This is a genomic window from Denitrobaculum tricleocarpae, assembly GCF_007004665.1.
Lineage (GTDB): Bacteria > Pseudomonadota > Alphaproteobacteria > Kiloniellales > Kiloniellaceae > Denitrobaculum > Denitrobaculum tricleocarpae.
Genome location: NZ_ML660053.1, coordinates 784612 through 802309 on the forward strand (window position 1 = coordinate 784612; position 17698 = coordinate 802309).

Below are 17698 nucleotides of genomic sequence, written 5' to 3' on the forward strand. Positions count from 1 at the left end.
CAATTTGAACTTGATGTGCCCCGGCGGCTCACAGCGTTGATGCGAAATAGGGCATGCCGCCTGCGTTTATGGCTGACCAGGTATGACTGACCGGTTATGACTGACTGGTGCAGTTCGAGAGCCGGATTAAGCGGCGCACGCGATCGCCTCGACCTCCACGAGCCAGTCAGGAGACACCAGCCCGGCGACGAAGACGGTGGTGATGGCAGGGCGGACGCCGTAAAGCATCTCCTTGCGGACCTCGACCAGGTCATCCATGTCCTCGCGCCGGACCAGAAAGAACCCAAGCTTGACGATGTCATCGAGCTCCATGTCGGCTTCCTGCAAGACGCTTTGCAGGTTGGTGATTGCCTGCCGGCACTGACTTTGAAAATCCAGAGCCAGGTCGCCTTTGGGCGTGGCGCCGACCTGGCCTGAGACGTGCATAATTCTGGCCCCTGCGCGGGTCTCGACACCGTGCGCATAGATGCCGTGAAAGGGTTTTCTGACCGGGTAGGGGTCGTGTCGTGTCGAGGTATTCATGACGGATGTCCTACAGGCTCGTTTCTGTGCTGCAGGACGGTGCCATGAAGAGGAGCCTTGGGGGAGCGAGGATTCCGACAAGACGCTTTGAGAAAAACGCGTTTGCCCATTGGCCATCGCCCGGGCGGTTCGCTTTAGGTTGTGCTGCCGCCGCGAGGCTAAGCGTGACGGGCTGCTTCGTTCTGCAGCCATTCGATCACTGACCGCACCTTCGGTTGGCGTTCCGCGTTCGGCAGGTAAGCGAGATGAAAGGTCTGATGCCACTCGATAGCCGTCGAAAAAGCCTTCAGCCGGCCGGCGTCAAGCGCATCCCGGACAATGATTTCCGGCAGCAACGCCACGCCCTGACCGGAGGTCACCGCCTGCAGCGCAACCAGGAAGTGCTCCATGATGTATGACCTCGCCGCGGTCGGCAGATCAAGGCCGGTGGCCTCTTGCCAATTGCGCCATTCACTACTTGAGAAAATCTGAATGAGCCGGGTTCGGTCGAGGCATAAACAGCCGTCTTCGCCAGTCACCTGATCCAGCAGGGAAGGCGCGCAGACGGGAACCAGCAAACCTGCCACCAGTTCGCAGGATACCAGGCCATCCCAATCCCCGGCACCGAAGCGGATGCTGAGATCGATTTCTTCACGGGCAAGGTCTGTGATCCGGTCGGAGGTCAGGATTTCGAGTTCGATGTCAGGCAGGCTTTTCTCAAAAGCGTCGAGGCGCGGAACCAGAAACTGCGAAGCGAAGGACGCGACCGTTGCGAGCCGGACAACGTTGGTCCTGGGCGGACGGCGGGAAAACCGGTTAAAGGCGCCGCCGAGCATCTCAAAGGCAGGTGAGATCGATTCCTTAAGTTCGCGCCCCTCAAGCGTCAGTTCCAGGCCGTCGGGCAGCCGTTCAAACAGCCGGGCGCCGATAAAGTCCTCCAGGGACAAGATTTGTTTGCTGATCGCGCCGGGGGTGACACCGAGTTCTTCCGCCGCACGGGAGAAATTGAGATGCCGGGCGGCTACCTCGAAGGCCCGAAGGGCATTCAGCGGGGGCAATGATTTGGCCATGCCTCACCTATAGCACCCCTGCATAAAGGTGATAAGCCTGCACGTTCTCAGCCGGCTTGCGGGCCGTTCCATCTGCCGAGCGTGTAGTTCTTTTCCCGTGCGAGGTCCAGAGACGCAGCCTCTGCGTCTTCCGGCCCGTTTCCCTGCGAAAAGCCGAATGCCTCCAAACTGTCTTTAATGCCGGAATCCAAGGGGAGCTTTTCGATGTAGGGCCGATCGCACCAGGTTATTTTGCCATGATCGAAACGCGCGTAGATATAGCCGCTCTCCTGGTCCGCGAGATGGATCTCCGGGATCAGTTTCGCGCAGCGTTTGATGAAGCTGATGTTATCGCGCAGCGCCATATCTTTCGGATCAAAAACTTCATCCGGGCTGAGGGCCTCGACATCGACCTTTCGATAGCGGTCGATGTTGATCATGGCCTGGATATCCAGGATCGTCATGCTCCGGTTCCAGCCGAAGGCAGCTGTGCGCGGCAGTTCGCCCAGCGGCACGTCATTGTCCAGAAATTCGAAGTGCACACGTTTCTTCGTTGAGAGGACCCAGGAAAAGAAGAGATTGGGGATTCCGGTGTAGGCTTCGACGTTGTGATACAACAGGTCGTCAACCGCTTTGAAACGGCCCGTCGTCAGGCCACGCTTCCAGGCACGCTCCACGGTCTCGCTCGGCGGCGTAATCATGAAGAACATGAAAATCAGATCACCGAAGCGGGTCAGAAGCTTGCTGTCGGAGGTGCGGTCGGGTTCAAGCGTAAAGCTGTCGAAACGGAAACGGTCGATCAAAAGATGGGACATCGCGCCCCTGGCGGCTTTCGCAGCCATGTAGCGATCCAGTTTTTTATCGATCATCTCCAGTTCCTGGCCGGTCAGCATGGCGGCGTATTTCTTGTGCCCGCCGAGGGAGTCGTAATCCAGCAGGAACTTCCGCCAGTAGTCCGGGCTGATCAGGGCAAAGTCTTCCCAGGGGATGCCGATCCGTCCCGCCAGTTTTCTTTGCTGCGGGCGGATGGTGCTTTTGCCGGACGCCGAGGCGCCTTTTACGTTCATCACCACCGGTTTTTCCTGGGCGGGCAGGACCCGATAGCCTTCGGCCTCAATAGCCTGTTTGACAAAAGGCTCAATCGCCTGGCCGACCTGTTGGCTGCCATAGCCGTTGCAAACCATATTGGTGGCGAGCGTGCCGATGGTTTCCAGATCCCCAACCAACCGCCCACGGTGGCCGAGGATGCTGCCGACCAGCTTCGCCAGGGCTTCGAGGCATGCGCGCTCAAGCGGATCGTCGCAGGCGGAAAGACGGGATTTCCAGTTTTCGACAGCCGCGATTTCCCGCGCGCGTTCCGAATTCTGCGACGCAGCCGACGTGGCGGATCTGCGGTCCTGTTTTTTGACCCCGCCGAACAGCCTGGCGAAGATCGAAGGTGCCGATGACACCGGCGAGGGGGGCTTTTCGGGTACGTAAAGCTGATCGGTCAGTTCTTTATCGATGCGTGCGGAGACCTCTGTCCGGACAGCGTCAAACGCCGCGCGGACACTTTCCATGCGCGGCTCGATGTGGCGCTCGAGGATGGTGGCGACCATCGTGCGCAGGCTGATGCCGAGATCTTCATAGTTCGGGCCGTCGGGGACGGAGAGATCGGCTGTGACCCGTATCAGCAGCTCATGAACCACCAGGCGCTCGACGCGCAGGGAAATCATATCCGCGGTTTTCAGGCCGCAGAACGCGGCGGCCTCCTTGGCTTGCGTCACATCGACCGTGGCATTTTCCGGCCGGTAAAGCGTGACCAGAGGCATGAGGCCGCCTGGAATCTCCGAGGTGATGCCGGGGTTCCAGGCCCCGGCATCCATTTCTGTGGGGTCGGGCTTCAAGCCGCTCCCGTCTTCGAGGCCCGCAGCCGGTCACGTATGTATTTGAACAGCGGCAGGAAGATCAGGATGAGGGCAATGACCGTGATCGGACCGGCAATCGGCCGGGTGAAGAAGATGCTGAAGTCGCCATCGGAGAAGAGGAGCGACTGACGCAGCTTCGGCTCGGCGATCGGACCCAGCACGATGGCCAACACCGCCGGTGCCACCGGGTAGTCCAGGATCCGCAGGAAGAAAGCGGCCATGCCGACGATCACCATCAGCCAGACATCGAAGAGGTTCTGATAAGCGGCGAAGGTGCCGACCAGTGAGAGCACGAAAATCAGCGGCGCGAGGATGGTAAAGGGCATCCGCAGCATCCAGAGGAAGATCGGGATGAAGGCGATGTTGATCGCGACGGCCACGAAATTCGAGATGTAGAAAGACCCGATCAGCGGCCAGACGAAGTCCGGCTGCTCGGTGAAGAGCAGGGGACCCGGCTGCAGACCCCAGATGACCATACCGGCCAGCAGGACGGCGGTGGTCGGCGAGCCCGGGATACCCAGGGTCATCATCGGCAGCATGGCGCCCGTGGAGGCCGAATTGTTGGCGGCCTCGGGGGCAGCGACACCGTCAACGGAGCCCTTGCCGAATTCCTCAGGCTTGCTGGATGTGAGCTTGGCGACGCCGTAGGACATCAGCGAGCCGGGCGTGGCCCCGGCGGCAGGCAGGATCCCGACGAAGAAGCCCAGCGAGGACCCGATGGCCGTGCCGCGCCAGGCATCCTTAAAGTTCCTGATAGCTTCCCAGATCTTGCTGGCCCGCAGGTCGACCGAGGTCATGGTGTTGCCGTAGCGCGAGGTATTGATCGTCCAGATCATCTCGCCGATGCCGTAAACGCCGATGGCCAGCACCAGGAAGCGGATGCCGTGGGTGAAGCCGGTGATATCGAAGAAGATCAGACGCGGCTCGCCGGAGACAATGTCGAAGCCGACCGTGGCCAGGACCAGCCCGATACAGATCGAGAAGATGGTTTTGGGAATGTCATCGCCGCCCAGACCGACGAAGGTCGCGAAGGCCAGGAGCATCAACGCGAAAATCTCCGGGTCGCCGAAGGAGAGGGCGACGGATGCCAGAAGCGGCGCGAAGCCGGTGAAGAAGAGCGTCGAGATCGTGCCGCCGACAAAGGAGGCGATGGCCGCCGTGACCAGCGCCAGATGAGCTCTCCCCGACAGCGCCAGGGGGCGCCCGTCGAAGGTGGTGGCGACGGCTGTCGAAGCACCGGGGATACCCAGCGTGATCGAGGAAATCGCGCCGCCGTACATAGCGCCATAGTAGATCGCCGCCAGGAAGATCATCGGCGAGGTCGCACCACCGGTGAAGTTCTGAATGACGAAGGTGAAGGGCAAGAGGATCGCCACCCCGTTCACAGACCCCAGACCGGGCATCGCACCGACAAAGAGCCCGACAATCACACCGATCACCGCGAGGCCCAGGTTGATCGGCTCCAGCGCGATCAAAATGCCGTTCAAAAGGGCGTAGACTACATCCATTATTCTTCCCGCCGAAGGTTGCTGTGGTTACTGGGAGCTGCTGTCTCTGACCGCCGGTCAGAGGAAAAGGTCGTAGAGTGGGATGAACAGCGGCTCGAGATAGCCCTTCGGCAGTACGATTCTCATCGCAATGTCGAAGAAAAAGAAACTGACGACCGGAACGCAAACGGCAATGAGCAGCGTCTGCTTCATCGAATGACGTCCGAGGAAACGAAGGTAGTAGATCAGGAAGGCGAAGATGGCGCCGTAAAAGCCAACCACGTGGATGAGCGCCAGGAAGCCGAAGAGCCCGCCGCCCACAAGCAAGAGCATCTTCTTGCCGTACTGATCGAGAAAGGGTTCTTCCGAGACCGAAGGCGGGGAGGTCCTGCGGTACCAGTTAATACCGATCCAAATGCTGCAGATCAGCATGATACCGGAGAGCCAGAAAGGCCAGAAGCCGCTGCCCGGGCCTTCGCCCTCGATCAGGCCGATGTTGGCGAAGCGTGGAACGTCCGGATTCCAGGCCGGAGGTTCGCCGCTTTTCCACATGAGATAGATTGAGAGAATTCCGAGGATCACCGCAGTGACAATTTCCGCTCTACGCATGTCTTCAGAACTCTCCCAAGTTTCTCTCTATCTCTTCTTCTTAGTGTTGTTCGCCGATGCGATTACTTGATCGCGCCGGACGCTTTCAGGATCGTCTGATGACGGTCACGCTGTGTGGTCCAGTAGGCCTTCAGGTCTTCACCGTTCATGAAATCACCCATGAGGGACTTTGAAGACTTGTATTCCTGCCAGTCGGCTGAGTCGTAGACCTTCTGGAAAAGGCCCTGATAGTAAGCCTGTGCTTCCGCAGACATACCCGGTGCACCCACCACGGCGCGCTGCATGAAGTAGGAGAAGTCACCCCCCAGCTCTCTCAGGGTCGGAACGTCCGGGAACATGGGCAGACGCTCGTCGGTGAAGGCAACCAGTGGAACCAGATCGCCAGACTCGAAGAAACCAAGCGCTTCGGACGGATTGTTCACCGAAGAGTTTAACTGCTTACCGGCAACCTGTTTCGCGACTTCGCCGCCACCCTTGTACGGGATGTACTTCATGGTGAGGTTGTAGTTGTTGTTCAGGAAGTCGGTGATGATGTTGTCTTCGGAATTTTTACCTGTTCCGCCCATCACCCAGCCGTTGCCGCGCTCGGCCGCGACCTTCAGGAACTGCTCGAAGCTGGTGATGCCTTCGTCTTTGTGGACCCACAGAAGGAAGGTGTCTTCCGCCATGCGGCCAACCGGCGCGAACTCCATGATGTCGACGTCAAGACCCGGCTGACGCAGAGGCGTTGTAAAGAAGGAGTTCAGGGTCACCATGATGGTGTGGTTCGGATCGTTCGCGTTTTTCATGGCAACCAGTGCTTCCGCACCGGAACCGCCCGACTTGTTGACGGGAACCAAGGGACGCGGAGCCAGGTTTTCTTTTTCGATGATCGACTGCATCAGCCGGGCCATTTTGTCGGCACCCCCGCCTTTGCCCGCCATGATGACGAAATCGACTGGTTTATTGGGTTCGAAGGCGTTTGCAATCCCAGAAAATGCCGTTGCGGCCAGAGCGGTCGCACCAACGAAACTCACAATCATTTTCTTCGCGATAGTCATTTCTTGCTCCCATGCAATTCAATTGCTGTTCGGCGTGAAAGTGTCACGCATCGCTGTCGTTAACTGGTTATCCAGTTATCCCCTCTTCATCTCCTTTATTTCTGTTCGCCTGCATATATCCAATTCTCTAGTGTACCAGAATAACGGGTATTTCAGCTTTGTCGACAATCACTTGAGTGTTACCCCCAAATACTGTTTCACGCTCGTGACTGTCACCGTAAGCCCCCATGATCATGAGATCGGCGCCACAGGCCTTGGTACGGGCTAAAAGCTCTTCGCCAATCTTCATTTTGGCTTGAAACCGCTCGATTTTTGCTGTGATGCCGCGTGTAGCGAGGTAGCTCTCAAGGTCACTGGAGCTGGCGCCGTGAATCTCGGTGCCTGCCGAGAGCAGGGTCACCTCCTGCGCCCGTTCGATGATACCGATGGTTAATGCAACGGCCCGCGCAGCCTCCGTGGAACCGTTCCAGGCTATGGTTAATTTCTCTCCGAGAATTTTCGGCGGTGTGTTTGTAGGTGGGCACATCAAAACCGGCCGCCCGGTATGAAAGAGCGCCGATTTAAGTGTATTGGCGCCCAGATTACGGTCGACATCGGGTTGGGCGACCACGATCAGGTCGGCGAGGCGGCCATGATGTTTGATGACGTCGACCTGACGGCCGGATTCTTCAATCCAGGAGGCACAGGCCCCGCTGCCGTTTGGTTTGTCCAGCACCTTAAGACCCAGGTGCTCGGCCAATTGGATGAATTCCGTCTTCAGGACGCCTTCTTCCTGATCAGCGAGCTCAACCGCCTGGCGAACGAGCTGATCTTTGAGGATGCCCGGAATCGGGACACCGAAAGGAAGCATGTCCGCAGGTCGCGGCCGGCAATGGGTGACAACGACCTGGGCATCGAACCGATGCGCCAGGGCGGCGGCATGGGCAAAAACGTTGTTGCCTTTCCCATCACCACGTACCGGCAGGATAATTTTGCGGATCATGCTTTCCTCATTTCTGTACTGCTTTCCCGGCTAGAAGAGGCCCTCGATCTGACCCTGGTCGTTGAGCATGATGGATTCGGACGAGGGAACCCTCGGCAGACCCGGCATGGTCATGATTTCGCCGCAGATGGCGACGATGAAACCGGCGCCGGCGGAAAGACGGACTTCACGGATCGGGATCGAGTGTCCGGTCGGAGCGCCCCGCACATTCGGATCGGTCGTGAAGGAGTACTGAGTCTTGGCCATACAGACGGGCAGAGCGCCGTATCCGGCATCTTCCCACTGTTTGAGCTGATCCCGGATTTTCTTGTCCGCGATGACCTCGTCCGCCCGGTAGATCTTCTTGGCGACGGTCTCGATCTTCTCGAAGAGCCCCATCTCGTTCGGATAGAGCGTCTCGAACTTGGCGACGCCGCTCTCCGCAATTTCGGACACGCGTGTGGCCAGGGCCTCGATGCCCTTGGAACCTTCCGCCCAGTGCTTGCAGAGGATCGCTTCCGAACCCAGGCTGGCGACATAGTCCTTAATGGCCTCAACTTCTGCGTCTGTGTCGGTCACGAAGTGGTTGATGGCGACAACAGCCGGCACCCCAAAGCCCTTCACGTTTTCAATGTGACGGCCGAGGTTCGCGCAGCCTTCCTTGACAGCTGCAACGTTTTCGCTGCCCAGGTCGTCTTTCTTGACCCCGCCGTTCATTTTCATGGCGCGGACCGTGGCCACGATCACGACGGCATCGGGCGCCAGACCGGCATGGCGGCACTTGATATCCATGAACTTCTCCGCCCCCAGGTCGGCACCGAAACCGGCTTCGGTCACCACATAGTCGGCGATCTTCAGCGCGGTGGTGGTGGCGACGACCGAGTTGCAGCCGTGCGCGATGTTGGCGAAGGGGCCGCCATGGACAAAGGCCGGATTGTTTTCCAGCGTCTGCACCAGGTTCGGCTGCATGGCGTCCTTCAGCAGGACGGTCATGGCGCCGTCGGCCTTGATATCGCGGCAGTAGACCGGGGTACGGTCACGGCGGTAGGCGACGATGATGTCCCCCAGACGCTTCTGCAGGTCGTCGAGGTCCTTGGCCAGACAGAGGATGGCCATGACCTCGGAGGCCACCGTGATGTCGAACCCGGCCTGGCGGGGGAAGCCGTTGGCGACGCCGCCCAGGGAGGTCACGATGTCGCGCAGCGCACGGTCGTTCATATCCATGACCCGGCGCCAGACCACCCGGCGCAGATCGATTTCCAGGGCGTTGCCCCAGTAAATGTGATTATCGATCATGGCCGACAGCAGGTTATGGGCCGAGGTGATCGCGTGGAAGTCGCCTGTAAAGTGCAGGTTCATGTCTTCCATGGGAACGACCTGGGCATAACCGCCGCCCGCGGCGCCGCCCTTCATCCCGAAACAGGGACCGAGCGAAGCTTCGCGGATACAGATCGCGGCTTTCTTGCCGATGGCATTCAAACCGTCGCCAAGACCGACGGTCGTGGTGGTCTTGCCTTCACCGGCGGGGGTCGGGTTGATGGCGGTGACGAGAATCAGCTTCCCGTTCTCTTTGCTCGATTGAGCGGCAATGAAGTCCGCCGAGACCTTGGCCTTGTCGTGGCCATAGGGAACGAGGTCTTCTGCCGAGATGCCGAGCTTGGCGCCGATCTCCTGGATCGGGCGTTTGCTGGCCTCGCGTGCGATTTCGATGTCTGTTTTGTAGCCCATTTTTAAAAATCTGCTCCCTAAGAACCGAGTTGATCACCGGCGGACAGGCCGGAAGCGGCGGCCCACTCGGCCGCCGGCTGTTTATCCCCACCTTTGGGGCGCACGCGTTTTAGCAAGATCCGTCCGCCCTCGGCTTGAACGGTGACGCCGTCATCTGCAACAGAAACGACGGACCCGGGGGTTCCTGCGCCCTCCAGCTTCGCACTGTCATACATCTGCAGCTCGACGCCGTTCACCGTCGTCCAGGCCCCGGGCGCCGGATTGGCTGCACGGATCGTGTTGTAGACATCATCGGCGGATTTGGACCAGTCGACCTGCGCGAGGTCCTTCTTGAACCAGCTTTCGTAGGAGCCGTCCTCAAGCCTCTGGTCGTGTTTGATGATGATACCGGCCTTGACGAGGTCCAGGCTCTCGATCATGGCGTCGACACCCATTGGGAAGAGTTTCTTGAAATAAACATCGCCAAGGGTCTCGTCCGGGCCGATTTCGCAGCTTTTCTGCATCAGGATCGGGCCTTCATCCAGGCCGTCGTCCGGCCAGAAGATCGTCAGCCCCGTACGGGTCTTGCCCATGGCGATCGGCCAGTTGATCGAGCTTGGGCCACGATGCAACGGACAGAGGGACGGGTGGTACTGAAAGGTGCCGAAGCGCGGTGCATCCCGCACCGCCTCGGGCACGAACAGCAGGACATAGGCCATCATGCAGACGTCCGCATCGAAGGACTTCATAAGGTCCAGCGCTTCCGGCGTTTTCCAGGAGGCCGGCTGATGGACAGGCAGACCCTTTTCCTTGGCGAACTCCACAAGAGGATCTTCCGGCCGGCCTTCCTTGGTCGGTGCGGAGCAGACGGCGACAACGTCCTCGCCGCGCTCCAGGAGTTTTTCGAGGACAGCTTTACCGAAAGCCTGCTGACCGTGAACGACTATACGCATTTAACTACTCCAAAGGGCGCGACTCATCGCGCCGTAAGACCAAGTGGACTATTCAGCCGCGTCGGCACGAACTTCGCCGACCGCGCCCGAACTGATGACCCGCTCCAGATCGTCTCCGCTGTACCCCAGCACGTCAGACAGGATTTCCTTCGTGTGCTCGCCCAGCAGAGGTGAACGCTCGACCGTGACGTCGCTGTCCGAGAGCTTGATCGGGCAGCCGACACTGAGGTACTCACCGCGCTCCGGATGGTCGACCCGGACCATGGTGCCAGTGGCGAAAAGGCCTTCGTCCTCTGAAATTTCCTTCATGGAGAGAATCGGGCCGACCGGAATGTCGTGCGGATTACAGATATCCATGACCTCGAACTTGGTTTTCGTCATGGTCCACTGCTCGATACGTTCGAAGATCTCGTTGAGCTTGTCGAGCCGCTCCGGCGGTGTCGCGTAGCCTTCCTTGGTCTTCCAGTCCGGCTCACCTATAACGTCGCAGATCTTGCCCCAGATTGCAGCCTGACAGATGAAATAGGTGTAGGCGTTGGGATCACTCTCCCAGCCCTTGCACTTCAGGATCCGGCCCGGCTGTCCGCCGCCTGAATCATTGCCGGCACGCGGCGTGGCGTCGCCGAAGGGAATGCCCTCGCCGAACTGGGAGTATTCCGTGAGCGGGCCTGCTTCGAGACGTTGCTGATCACGCAGTTTGACGCGTGCCAGGTTCAGTACCGCATCCTGCATCGCAGCCGTGACTTTCTGGCCGCGCCCGGTCTTCTCGCGCTGGAAGAGGGCGGTGACAATGCCGAGGCAAAGATGCAGGCCGGTGCCTGAGTCACCGATCTGCGCGCCGGTGACCAGGGGCGGGCCGTCCAGGAAACCGGTCGTCGAAGCGGAGCCGCCGGCGCACTGGGCGACGTTCTCGTAGACCTTGCAGTCCTGATACTTGCCGGGGCCGAACCCCTTGATCGAGGCCATGATCAGGCGGGGGTTGATCTCCTGAATCCGTTCCCAGCCGAAGCCCATACGGTCGAGCGCGCCCGGCGCAAAGTTTTCCACCAGCACATCGCACTGCTCGATCAAGCGGGTCAGCACTTCCTTGCCGGTTTCGTTCTTGGAGTTCAGCTCGATGGAGCGCTTGTTATGGTTCAGCATGGTGAAGTAGAGGCTGTCCGCGCCGGGGACATCCACGAGCTGCTTGCGTGTTGCATCGCCGACACCCGGGCGTTCGACCTTGATTACATCCGCGCCGAACCAGGCCAGCAACTGCGTGCAGGTCGGACCGGACTGCACATGGGTGAAATCCAGAATTTTGATTCCTTCGAGGGCTTTCATTGAGCTGCCTTTTGCTTAAGTATTTCAAGAACCTCGTGGTTCGTCCGCTTGGATACCACAGAGGTTGGATTGAGGTTGCCGATATTGCCGCTTTCCTTGCCGGCGGCAGGATCGATAACGGCATTGATCAGCGTTGGTTTACCTGAATCCATCGCTTCATTGACGGCGCGGGTCAAGGCATCCGGATCGGTGACATGGCGGCCTTCACCGCCAAAAGCCTGCATCATCATGTCGTAGCGGCTGTCTTCGACAAAAACGGTCGGTGCCGGATCCTCGCCGCCCGAACGGTTCGTGTCCGTGCCGCGATAGATGCCGTTGTTGTTGAAGACCACAATGCAGACCGGCAGCTTGTAGCGGCAGATGGTTTCGATCTCCATGCCGGAGAAACCGAAGGCACTGTCGCCCTCCACCGCCAACACGGGGAGGCCGGTTTCGACCGCCGCAGCGATTGCGCTACCCATGCCGACGCCCATCACGCCCCAGGTGCCGACGTCGAGGCGTTTGCGCGGTTTGTACATGTCGATGATGGAACGTGCGAAATCCAGCGTGTTGGCGCCTTCATTGACCAGGATCGCGTCCGGACGCTTCTCGATGATCCGCTTCAGGGCGCCCAGCGCCCCGGCATAGTTCATGGGCGAGGCATTGTTCTGCAGGGTTGGCGCCATGCGGGTGACGTTGGCATCGCGTTTCTCACGCACCGCATCGAGCCAATCCTGCGGCGGGGCTTTCCAGTCGCCGCCCATGCCTTCGGTGAGGGCGGACAAGCAGGACTCGATGTCGCCGACGAGCGGCGCCGCGATCTCGACGTTCGAATCCATTTCCCTGGGTTCGATGTCGATCTGGACGAACCTGGTCGAATGAGGCGCGCCCCAGCTTTTGCCCTTCCCGTGGGACAGCAGCCAGTTCAGGCGTGCGCCGACCATGATGACGACATCGGATTCCTTTAACACCAGCGACCGGGCGGCGCCTGCGGATTGCGGATGATTGTCGGGGAGCAGACCCTTGGCCATGGACATGGGCAGATAGGGAATGCCGCACTTTTCCACGAAATCCTTCACCACCTCATCGGCCTGGGCATAGGCAGCGCCTTTCCCCAGAATGATCAGAGGTTTCTTGGCACTTTTGATGACGTCCAGGGCGCGCTCGACGGCGGCAGGGGCGGGAAACTGCGCCGGGGCGGGATCGATGACCTTGACCAGGGACTTTGCGCCTTCGACCGCATCCATGGCCTGTCCAAGCAGGGCGCCGGGAATATCGAGGTAAACGCCGCCTGGGCGGCCGGAGACGGCCGCGCGAATGGCGCGGGCCACGGCGATTCCGATATCTTCGGCATGGAGCACACGGTAGGCCGCTTTGCAGAGCGGTTTGGCGATCGCCAGCTGGTCCATCTCCTCATAGTCGCCCTGCATGAGATCGACCACCTCGCGCTCGGAAGAGCCGGAGATCAGGATCATGGGCCAGCAGTTTGTCGTGGCGTGGGCGAGGGCGGTCAGGCCGTTCAGGAAACCCGGTGCGGAGACGGTCAGGCAGACCCCCGGTTTTTTGGTCAGGAACCCGGCGATGGCGGCTGCGTTGCCGGCATTCTGCTCGTGACGGAAAGAGAGAACCCGCATGCCTTCTTCCTGCATCATCCGCCCCAGGTCGGTGATGGGAATGCCCGGCACGCCGTAGACCGTATTGAGATCATTCAGCTTCAGTGCGTCGATCAGCAGATGAAACCCGTCTGTCAGCTCGCGTTCGGGTTCGCTTGTGGTTCCAGGCTCGGTTTCAGTCTGCAGGGCGGTGGATGTGTTCATATTGTTTTTCCAAGTTCTTGAATAGATAGAGGGGCAGGCCCGACCGGGGACGGCTAGCCGCTGCCCGCTTTGAGTCCGGATAGGTTTTCGAGTTTGGTCCAGGTGCGCCGGACGTGATCGTGCAAAGCCATCGTGTGCTCCCGCACCATCCGTGCGGCAAGATCGCCGTCCCGGCTTTCGATGGCTTCGATGATGCTCATATGATCGACGACGGAGCGATTGGCGCGGTCGCCTTCGCCCATGGCTCTGCGGCGCACCGCATACATGTGCTGGAACAATCCGTCTGCCAGACTCTTGAGCATCGAACACTGAGAGAGTTCGAGAATGCGCTGATGAAACTTGATGTTGGCTTCGGAGTATTCCGCAATATCCGCACGGGCCGAGTCCTGGCTGTGCTTGGCGCCGAGCTTGCGCAGCGACGCAAGCTCCGCGTCGCTCGCATGTTCGGTTGCCAGCCTGGCTGCCATGCTCTCCAAAGCAGCCCAGACGACAATCATTTCCAGAACCTCATTGAGGGACTTTCGCCGCACGAAGACCCCTTTGCGCGGCTGGATCTCCACGAAGCCTTCCTGCTCAAGTTTCGCGAGTGCTTCTCTGACCGGTGTGCGGGAGATCCCGAGCTGTTCGGCGACCTGACGTTCATCGAGACGAAGGTCGGCTCCTTCGGCGTAGATGTTCATGTCCATGATGGCGTCACGCAAGACCTCATAGATGTGATCCTTCAGCGTGAAGTTCGCAGCTATAGGTTTAAGTTTGGCGCTAATCGACATGAGCGAAATGTTGCCTCCCCGTGATCGGCTTCGACTAGCGTCTGCGAAGAAACACGCTCTTCCGCAGTCACCGTGCGGCCGATTTCGTGGTATACCATACACTCACGGTTTTCACCGTCAACGTCAAAATTTCCCGAATTTCTGCAGATTTTTCATAAAAGTTTAGCCATTTCAAAGCACTTATCGCAATTATGCGAGCTTGATATGTGGTATACCACAGAGAGACACTGCGCGAGGGAACGCGTTTCCGTGCTTTTGAGGGACCGGCGCTGAACTCGCCTTTTGAGAGAAGCGCTTGTAATTTCCGTGGTTTGCACTGTGAATTGTCCGGCGCACTTGAATTGCGGCAGGCTTTCGAACTCTTCAAGGAAGCGTTTTTGTGCTGCAACGCATCACGGTACCTTCCTGAAACAGGGTGCGCTGCAACAGATTTCAGAGTCTCTTTAAGGGGATGGGGTTAGACTTGGGCGTCGTAGTAAAATACTCGTTTTTGAACGTTGGATTGATGAGTTATCTGCCGCAGTGCGGTAGGTGCGTGCCTTGCCCCACATATGCCCGCTCAATTGACTGGCCTTGCGGCCGTGCCGCTGGATAAAGTGCTGGCATGCACATTGGGCACCGCACGCACGCGGGCTTTTCTGATCTTTGAAACGGGCGAAGACGATGCTTCACACAACAAGAGCTTATGGCGGGATGCTTGTCGCGCCGCATCACCTGGCTGCGCAAGCCGGTCAGCGCGTGCTGGCCGAGGGAGGAAATGCCATCGAAGCCATGGTTGCCGCGGCTGCGGCGATTGCCGTGGTTTATCCCCATATGAATTCCCTTGGCGGCGATAACTTCTGGCTAATCCACGAACCTGGCGAAGCGCCGATCGGCATCGACGCCTGTGGCGGCGCTGCGGAGTTGGCGTCTATCGACTTCTACCGGGAACAGGGTCTCGAAGCGATTCCCGGGCGCGGCCCTCTGGCGGCCCTGACGGTCGCGGGCGCACTCTCGGGCTGGGAAGCCGCGCTTGCAGTTTCCAAGGGGGCCTGGGATGGCCGCTTTCTTCTGCCTCGCTTGCTGGAAGATGCCATTGCCGTCGCGCGCGAGGGCATCGCCGTGACCGCAAGCCAGGCCGCGAACACTGCCGCCAAGAAGCCCGAGATGGGGAGCTCGCCAGGTTTTGCCGAGACCTACTGTCCCGACGGGTCTGTCCCGCGCACGGGCGATAGGTTCCGGCAGGCTCGACTGGCGGCAAGTCTCGAGGTGCTGGCCAAGGAGGGGCTGGAGTCTTTCTATCGGGGCGACCTGGCGCGCAGTCTGGCCAGTGATCTGGAGGCTGCCGGCAGCCCTCTGCGTCTTTCCGATCTTGAGGGCTTCAAGGCCCGCCGCGTGCATCCGCTTTCGGTCGAGGTGGCCGGGCACCGGGTTTTCAATATGCCGCCGCCGACCCAGGGCCTCGCGTCGCTGATGCTGCTGGGCATCGCGCAGCATCTGGATTTTGGTGAGCCCGGTAGTTTCGACTTCATCCACGGGCTGTTGGAGGCAACCAAGCGCGCCTTCCTGGTGCGCGACCGGCATGTGACCGATCCGGATTACATGACGGTTGATCCGGCTTCCTTCCTGACGCCCGAGGTCTTAAGGGAGGCGGCCGGCGACATCGATCCCGTCAAGGCCATGCCCTGGCCCGCGCCGGCGAATGCCGGCGACACTGTCTGGTTGGGGGCGATCGACCGGGAAGGACGCGCGGTGTCCTTTATTCAGAGCACTTACTGGGAATTCGGTTCCGGCGTGGTGCTGCCGGAGAGCGGCATCGTCTGGCAGAACCGGGGCACCAGCTTCAGCCTGGACCGGGCGCATCATAACCACCTGCTGCCCGGTCGCCGTCCGTTCCATACCATTCAGCCGGCCCTGGCGCAGCTTTCGGACGGGCGCGTGATGACCTACGGCACCATGGGCGGCGAGGGGCAACCGCAGACGCAGGCCATGCTCTTCGCGCGCCATGTGCTCATGGGGCAGGATCTCCAGGAGACGGTGACCGCGCCGCGCTGGCTGCTCGGCCGTACCTGGGGGTCGGAGCACACCAATGTTCGCATGGAGGATCGTTTCGATCCGGAGGTCATCGCGAAACTCAAAGCGGCGGGACACGATATCGAACTGGTCGGTGCCTTCGACGAGATCATGGGACACGCAGGCGCTCTGGTCCATCACCCGGACGGTCTGATCGAAGGCGCCGCCGACCCGCGCAGCGACGGACAGGCGCGCGGGTTTTAGATCGGGGATTCGTGGGGAGGGACGCGCCCCTAAAACGAGCGCGCCCCTCCAGTCTGATTATGATGGCTTGAAGGTCATGCGCAGGGTGGGTTGTCCGGAGAGTTCGTGGGTGAATTCTTCGGCGCCTTGGAAGCCATAGGCTGTGTAGAATCTGCGCGCGATCGCGTTTTCCTCAAAGACTTCGACCTGCAGAGCGCCTTTCTCGGCAACGGCTTTGTCGAGCATCGCTCTGCCGTAACCCCGGCCGTGATACGCCGGGTCGAGAAACAGCCCGCCGACCATGTCTTCAATCAGAGAAATGAAACCCACAACCTCGCCGTCGACTTCCGTCACCCAGGTTTCTGCGAGGGCAAGATAAACGTTGCGCACGTTCTCCGCCTCGCGGTCGATGAAGGCCTGGGACAAAAAGGGATGAGCAAGGGCGCTCGCGCTCCGCCATGACGCCACCACGACGTCGGTGTCTTCTTTTGCAAATCTTCTGATCATTGTCAGTCATGTCTTTCGTGCTGCGCACGGCGGCAACACCGCCGGCACGGTCTCAAAATGGGATCGGACAAGACGATGGGGCTGCGGACTGATGTCCGGCAGTCACTTCTGTTCGATTTGTAACGAGGCGCCATTCGGCGCCTGGGGTCAGCAGGACATGAAATCTCCGAAGAATGAACGGTGTTTGGTAACCCGCGAGGCTTGCGATGTAAACCGGCTGTTCGACTGTTTCGCGGGATGTTCCCCTAACCCAAGTCCGCGACCAACAGCAGGGCATCGCCGTCGGGATAGTGCAGGCTGGGGTGCGGCACCAGCGGACGCCGGTCGCGCAACTCGAACCCCCGGCGCTGATAGAAGGCAAGGGCGCGCGCGTTCCGTTCGAAGCAAATGAGACTGAGGCGAGGCAGGCCTTCCTGCCGTGCGCGGGCCTCGGCGCAATCCATCAGCTTTGTGCCGATCCCGCCGGAGCGGAACTCCTTCATCACGGCTAAACCGGAGATGTAGAGTGAGCCCGGGTCTTCGAGATGGGAGTAGGGTTCAAGCACCGGATCGCTCTCGGTTTCGGCATCCGGATCGGCCTCCATCTCGAAGGCATGAAGCATGCCGACGACCGTGCCATCGCGGTCTGCCAGATGGCAGTTCTCATAGGAAAAGGCTGTGTTGGTCCGGGCGTAACGTCGCGCGCCATGTTCAAGCAGCGAAATACCGGCTGGCTTGCTCAGGCTCCAGATGTATTCCGCGAGCCCGTCTGACGCGATGAGGAACAGTTCGGCAATGGCTGCGCTGTCGTCTTTGGCCGCTTGCCTGATGACGATTTCATCTGCGGCGTCCTTAGAGGTCATTCAGAACCTTC

Annotated in this window: 15 protein-coding genes; 1 reads left to right on the top strand and 14 read right to left on the bottom strand. The window is 59.9% G+C overall.

What is annotated here, in order from left to right; translation table 11 throughout:
- Positions 1 to 126: 126 nt before the first annotated feature.
- The 12 genes from FKG95_RS08500 to FKG95_RS08555 form a co-directional block, all read right to left on the bottom strand.
- Positions 127 to 522 (bottom strand): RidA family protein, encoded by a 396-nt coding sequence (locus FKG95_RS08500; protein WP_179953992.1) that lies wholly within the window; start codon positions 520 to 522, stop codon positions 127 to 129.
- A 158-nt stretch (positions 523 to 680) separates the two neighbouring features.
- Entirely contained in the window at positions 681 to 1571 is an 891-nt protein-coding gene (locus FKG95_RS08505) for a LysR substrate-binding domain-containing protein (RefSeq protein ID WP_142895881.1), read from the bottom strand.
- Between the two features lie 47 nt (positions 1572 to 1618).
- Positions 1619 to 3436, bottom strand: coding sequence for a zeta toxin family protein (locus FKG95_RS08510; RefSeq protein ID WP_218940116.1), 1818 nt, complete (start codon positions 3434 to 3436; stop codon positions 1619 to 1621).
- A complete protein-coding gene (locus FKG95_RS08515) occupies positions 3433 to 4965 on the bottom strand; it encodes a tripartite tricarboxylate transporter permease (RefSeq protein ID WP_142895882.1) in 1533 nt (510 codons plus the stop codon). The genes FKG95_RS08510 and FKG95_RS08515 overlap by 4 nt, the downstream gene beginning before the upstream one ends.
- A 57-nt stretch (positions 4966 to 5022) precedes the next feature.
- Complete coding sequence (locus FKG95_RS08520; protein WP_142895883.1) at positions 5023 to 5553, bottom strand: tripartite tricarboxylate transporter TctB family protein; 531 nt, start codon at positions 5551 to 5553, stop codon at positions 5023 to 5025.
- A gap of 62 nt (positions 5554 to 5615) precedes the next feature.
- Positions 5616 to 6593 carry a Bug family tripartite tricarboxylate transporter substrate binding protein gene (locus tag FKG95_RS08525; protein WP_142895884.1) on the bottom strand — a complete coding sequence of 326 codons (978 nt, stop codon included), beginning with the start codon at positions 6591 to 6593 and terminating at the stop codon, positions 5616 to 5618.
- A gap of 127 nt (positions 6594 to 6720) precedes the next feature.
- A complete protein-coding gene (locus FKG95_RS08530; RefSeq protein ID WP_142895885.1) occupies positions 6721 to 7575 on the bottom strand; it encodes a universal stress protein in 855 nt (284 codons plus the stop codon).
- A 30-nt stretch (positions 7576 to 7605) separates the two neighbouring features.
- Positions 7606 to 9282, bottom strand: a complete 1677-nt coding sequence (locus FKG95_RS08535; protein ID WP_142895886.1) for a formate--tetrahydrofolate ligase — start codon at positions 9280 to 9282, stop codon at positions 7606 to 7608.
- A 17-nt stretch (positions 9283 to 9299) separates the two neighbouring features.
- A complete protein-coding gene (locus FKG95_RS08540; RefSeq protein ID WP_142895887.1) occupies positions 9300 to 10214 on the bottom strand; it encodes a methionyl-tRNA formyltransferase in 915 nt (304 codons plus the stop codon).
- Positions 10215 to 10262: 48 nt separating this feature from the next.
- Entirely contained in the window at positions 10263 to 11537 is a 1275-nt protein-coding gene (frc, locus tag FKG95_RS08545) for a formyl-CoA transferase (RefSeq protein WP_142895888.1), read from the bottom strand.
- Positions 11534 to 13333: an oxalyl-CoA decarboxylase gene (gene oxc, locus FKG95_RS08550; protein ID WP_142895889.1), complete on the bottom strand. Its 1800-nt coding sequence runs from the start codon at positions 13331 to 13333 to the stop codon at positions 11534 to 11536. Before oxc ends, frc begins: the two co-directional genes overlap by 4 nt.
- Positions 13334 to 13386: 53 nt before the next feature.
- On the bottom strand, positions 13387 to 14103 hold the full coding sequence (locus FKG95_RS08555; protein ID WP_142895890.1) for a GntR family transcriptional regulator: 717 nt from the start codon (positions 14101 to 14103) through the stop codon (positions 13387 to 13389).
- Between the two features lie 663 nt (positions 14104 to 14766).
- Between FKG95_RS08555 and FKG95_RS08560 the strand changes: the two genes are divergently transcribed.
- Positions 14767 to 16359, top strand: coding sequence for a gamma-glutamyltransferase family protein (locus tag FKG95_RS08560; protein ID WP_142895891.1), 1593 nt, complete (start codon positions 14767 to 14769; stop codon positions 16357 to 16359).
- A 57-nt stretch (positions 16360 to 16416) separates the two neighbouring features.
- Here FKG95_RS08560 and FKG95_RS08565 read toward each other — a convergent pair whose 3' ends face one another.
- On the bottom strand, positions 16417 to 16845 hold the full coding sequence (locus tag FKG95_RS08565) for a GNAT family N-acetyltransferase (protein ID WP_142895892.1): 429 nt from the start codon (positions 16843 to 16845) through the stop codon (positions 16417 to 16419).
- Between the two features lie 245 nt (positions 16846 to 17090).
- Complete coding sequence (locus FKG95_RS08570; RefSeq protein ID WP_142895893.1) at positions 17091 to 17687, bottom strand: GNAT family N-acetyltransferase; 597 nt, start codon at positions 17685 to 17687, stop codon at positions 17091 to 17093.
- Between the last annotated feature and the right edge of the window lie 11 nt (positions 17688 to 17698).

What these genes read in the sequence shown, in the direction of transcription:
- FKG95_RS08500 (WP_179953992.1), bottom strand. Translation starts at nt 522, where the DNA reads ATGAATACCTCGACACGACACGACCCCTACCCGGTCAGAAAACCCTTT.
- FKG95_RS08505 (WP_142895881.1), bottom strand. Translation starts at nt 1,571, where the DNA reads ATGGCCAAATCATTGCCCCCGCTGAATGCCCTTCGGGCCTTCGAGGTA.
- FKG95_RS08515 (WP_142895882.1), bottom strand. Translation starts at nt 4,965, where the DNA reads ATGGATGTAGTCTACGCCCTTTTGAACGGCATTTTGATCGCGCTGGAG.
- FKG95_RS08520 (WP_142895883.1), bottom strand. Translation starts at nt 5,553, where the DNA reads ATGCGTAGAGCGGAAATTGTCACTGCGGTGATCCTCGGAATTCTCTCA.
- FKG95_RS08525 (WP_142895884.1), bottom strand. Translation starts at nt 6,593, where the DNA reads ATGACTATCGCGAAGAAAATGATTGTGAGTTTCGTTGGTGCGACCGCT.
- FKG95_RS08530 (WP_142895885.1), bottom strand. Translation starts at nt 7,575, where the DNA reads ATGATCCGCAAAATTATCCTGCCGGTACGTGGTGATGGGAAAGGCAAC.
- FKG95_RS08535 (WP_142895886.1), bottom strand. Translation starts at nt 9,282, where the DNA reads ATGGGCTACAAAACAGACATCGAAATCGCACGCGAGGCCAGCAAACGC.
- FKG95_RS08540 (WP_142895887.1), bottom strand. Translation starts at nt 10,214, where the DNA reads ATGCGTATAGTCGTTCACGGTCAGCAGGCTTTCGGTAAAGCTGTCCTC.
- frc (WP_142895888.1), bottom strand. Translation starts at nt 11,537, where the DNA reads ATGAAAGCCCTCGAAGGAATCAAAATTCTGGATTTCACCCATGTGCAG.
- oxc (WP_142895889.1), bottom strand. Translation starts at nt 13,333, where the DNA reads ATGAACACATCCACCGCCCTGCAGACTGAAACCGAGCCTGGAACCACA.
- FKG95_RS08555 (WP_142895890.1), bottom strand. Translation starts at nt 14,103, where the DNA reads ATGTCGATTAGCGCCAAACTTAAACCTATAGCTGCGAACTTCACGCTG.
- FKG95_RS08560 (WP_142895891.1), top strand. Translation starts at nt 14,767, where the DNA reads ATGCTTCACACAACAAGAGCTTATGGCGGGATGCTTGTCGCGCCGCAT.
- FKG95_RS08565 (WP_142895892.1), bottom strand. Translation starts at nt 16,845, where the DNA reads ATGATCAGAAGATTTGCAAAAGAAGACACCGACGTCGTGGTGGCGTCA.
- FKG95_RS08570 (WP_142895893.1), bottom strand. Translation starts at nt 17,687, where the DNA reads ATGACCTCTAAGGACGCCGCAGATGAAATCGTCATCAGGCAAGCGGCC.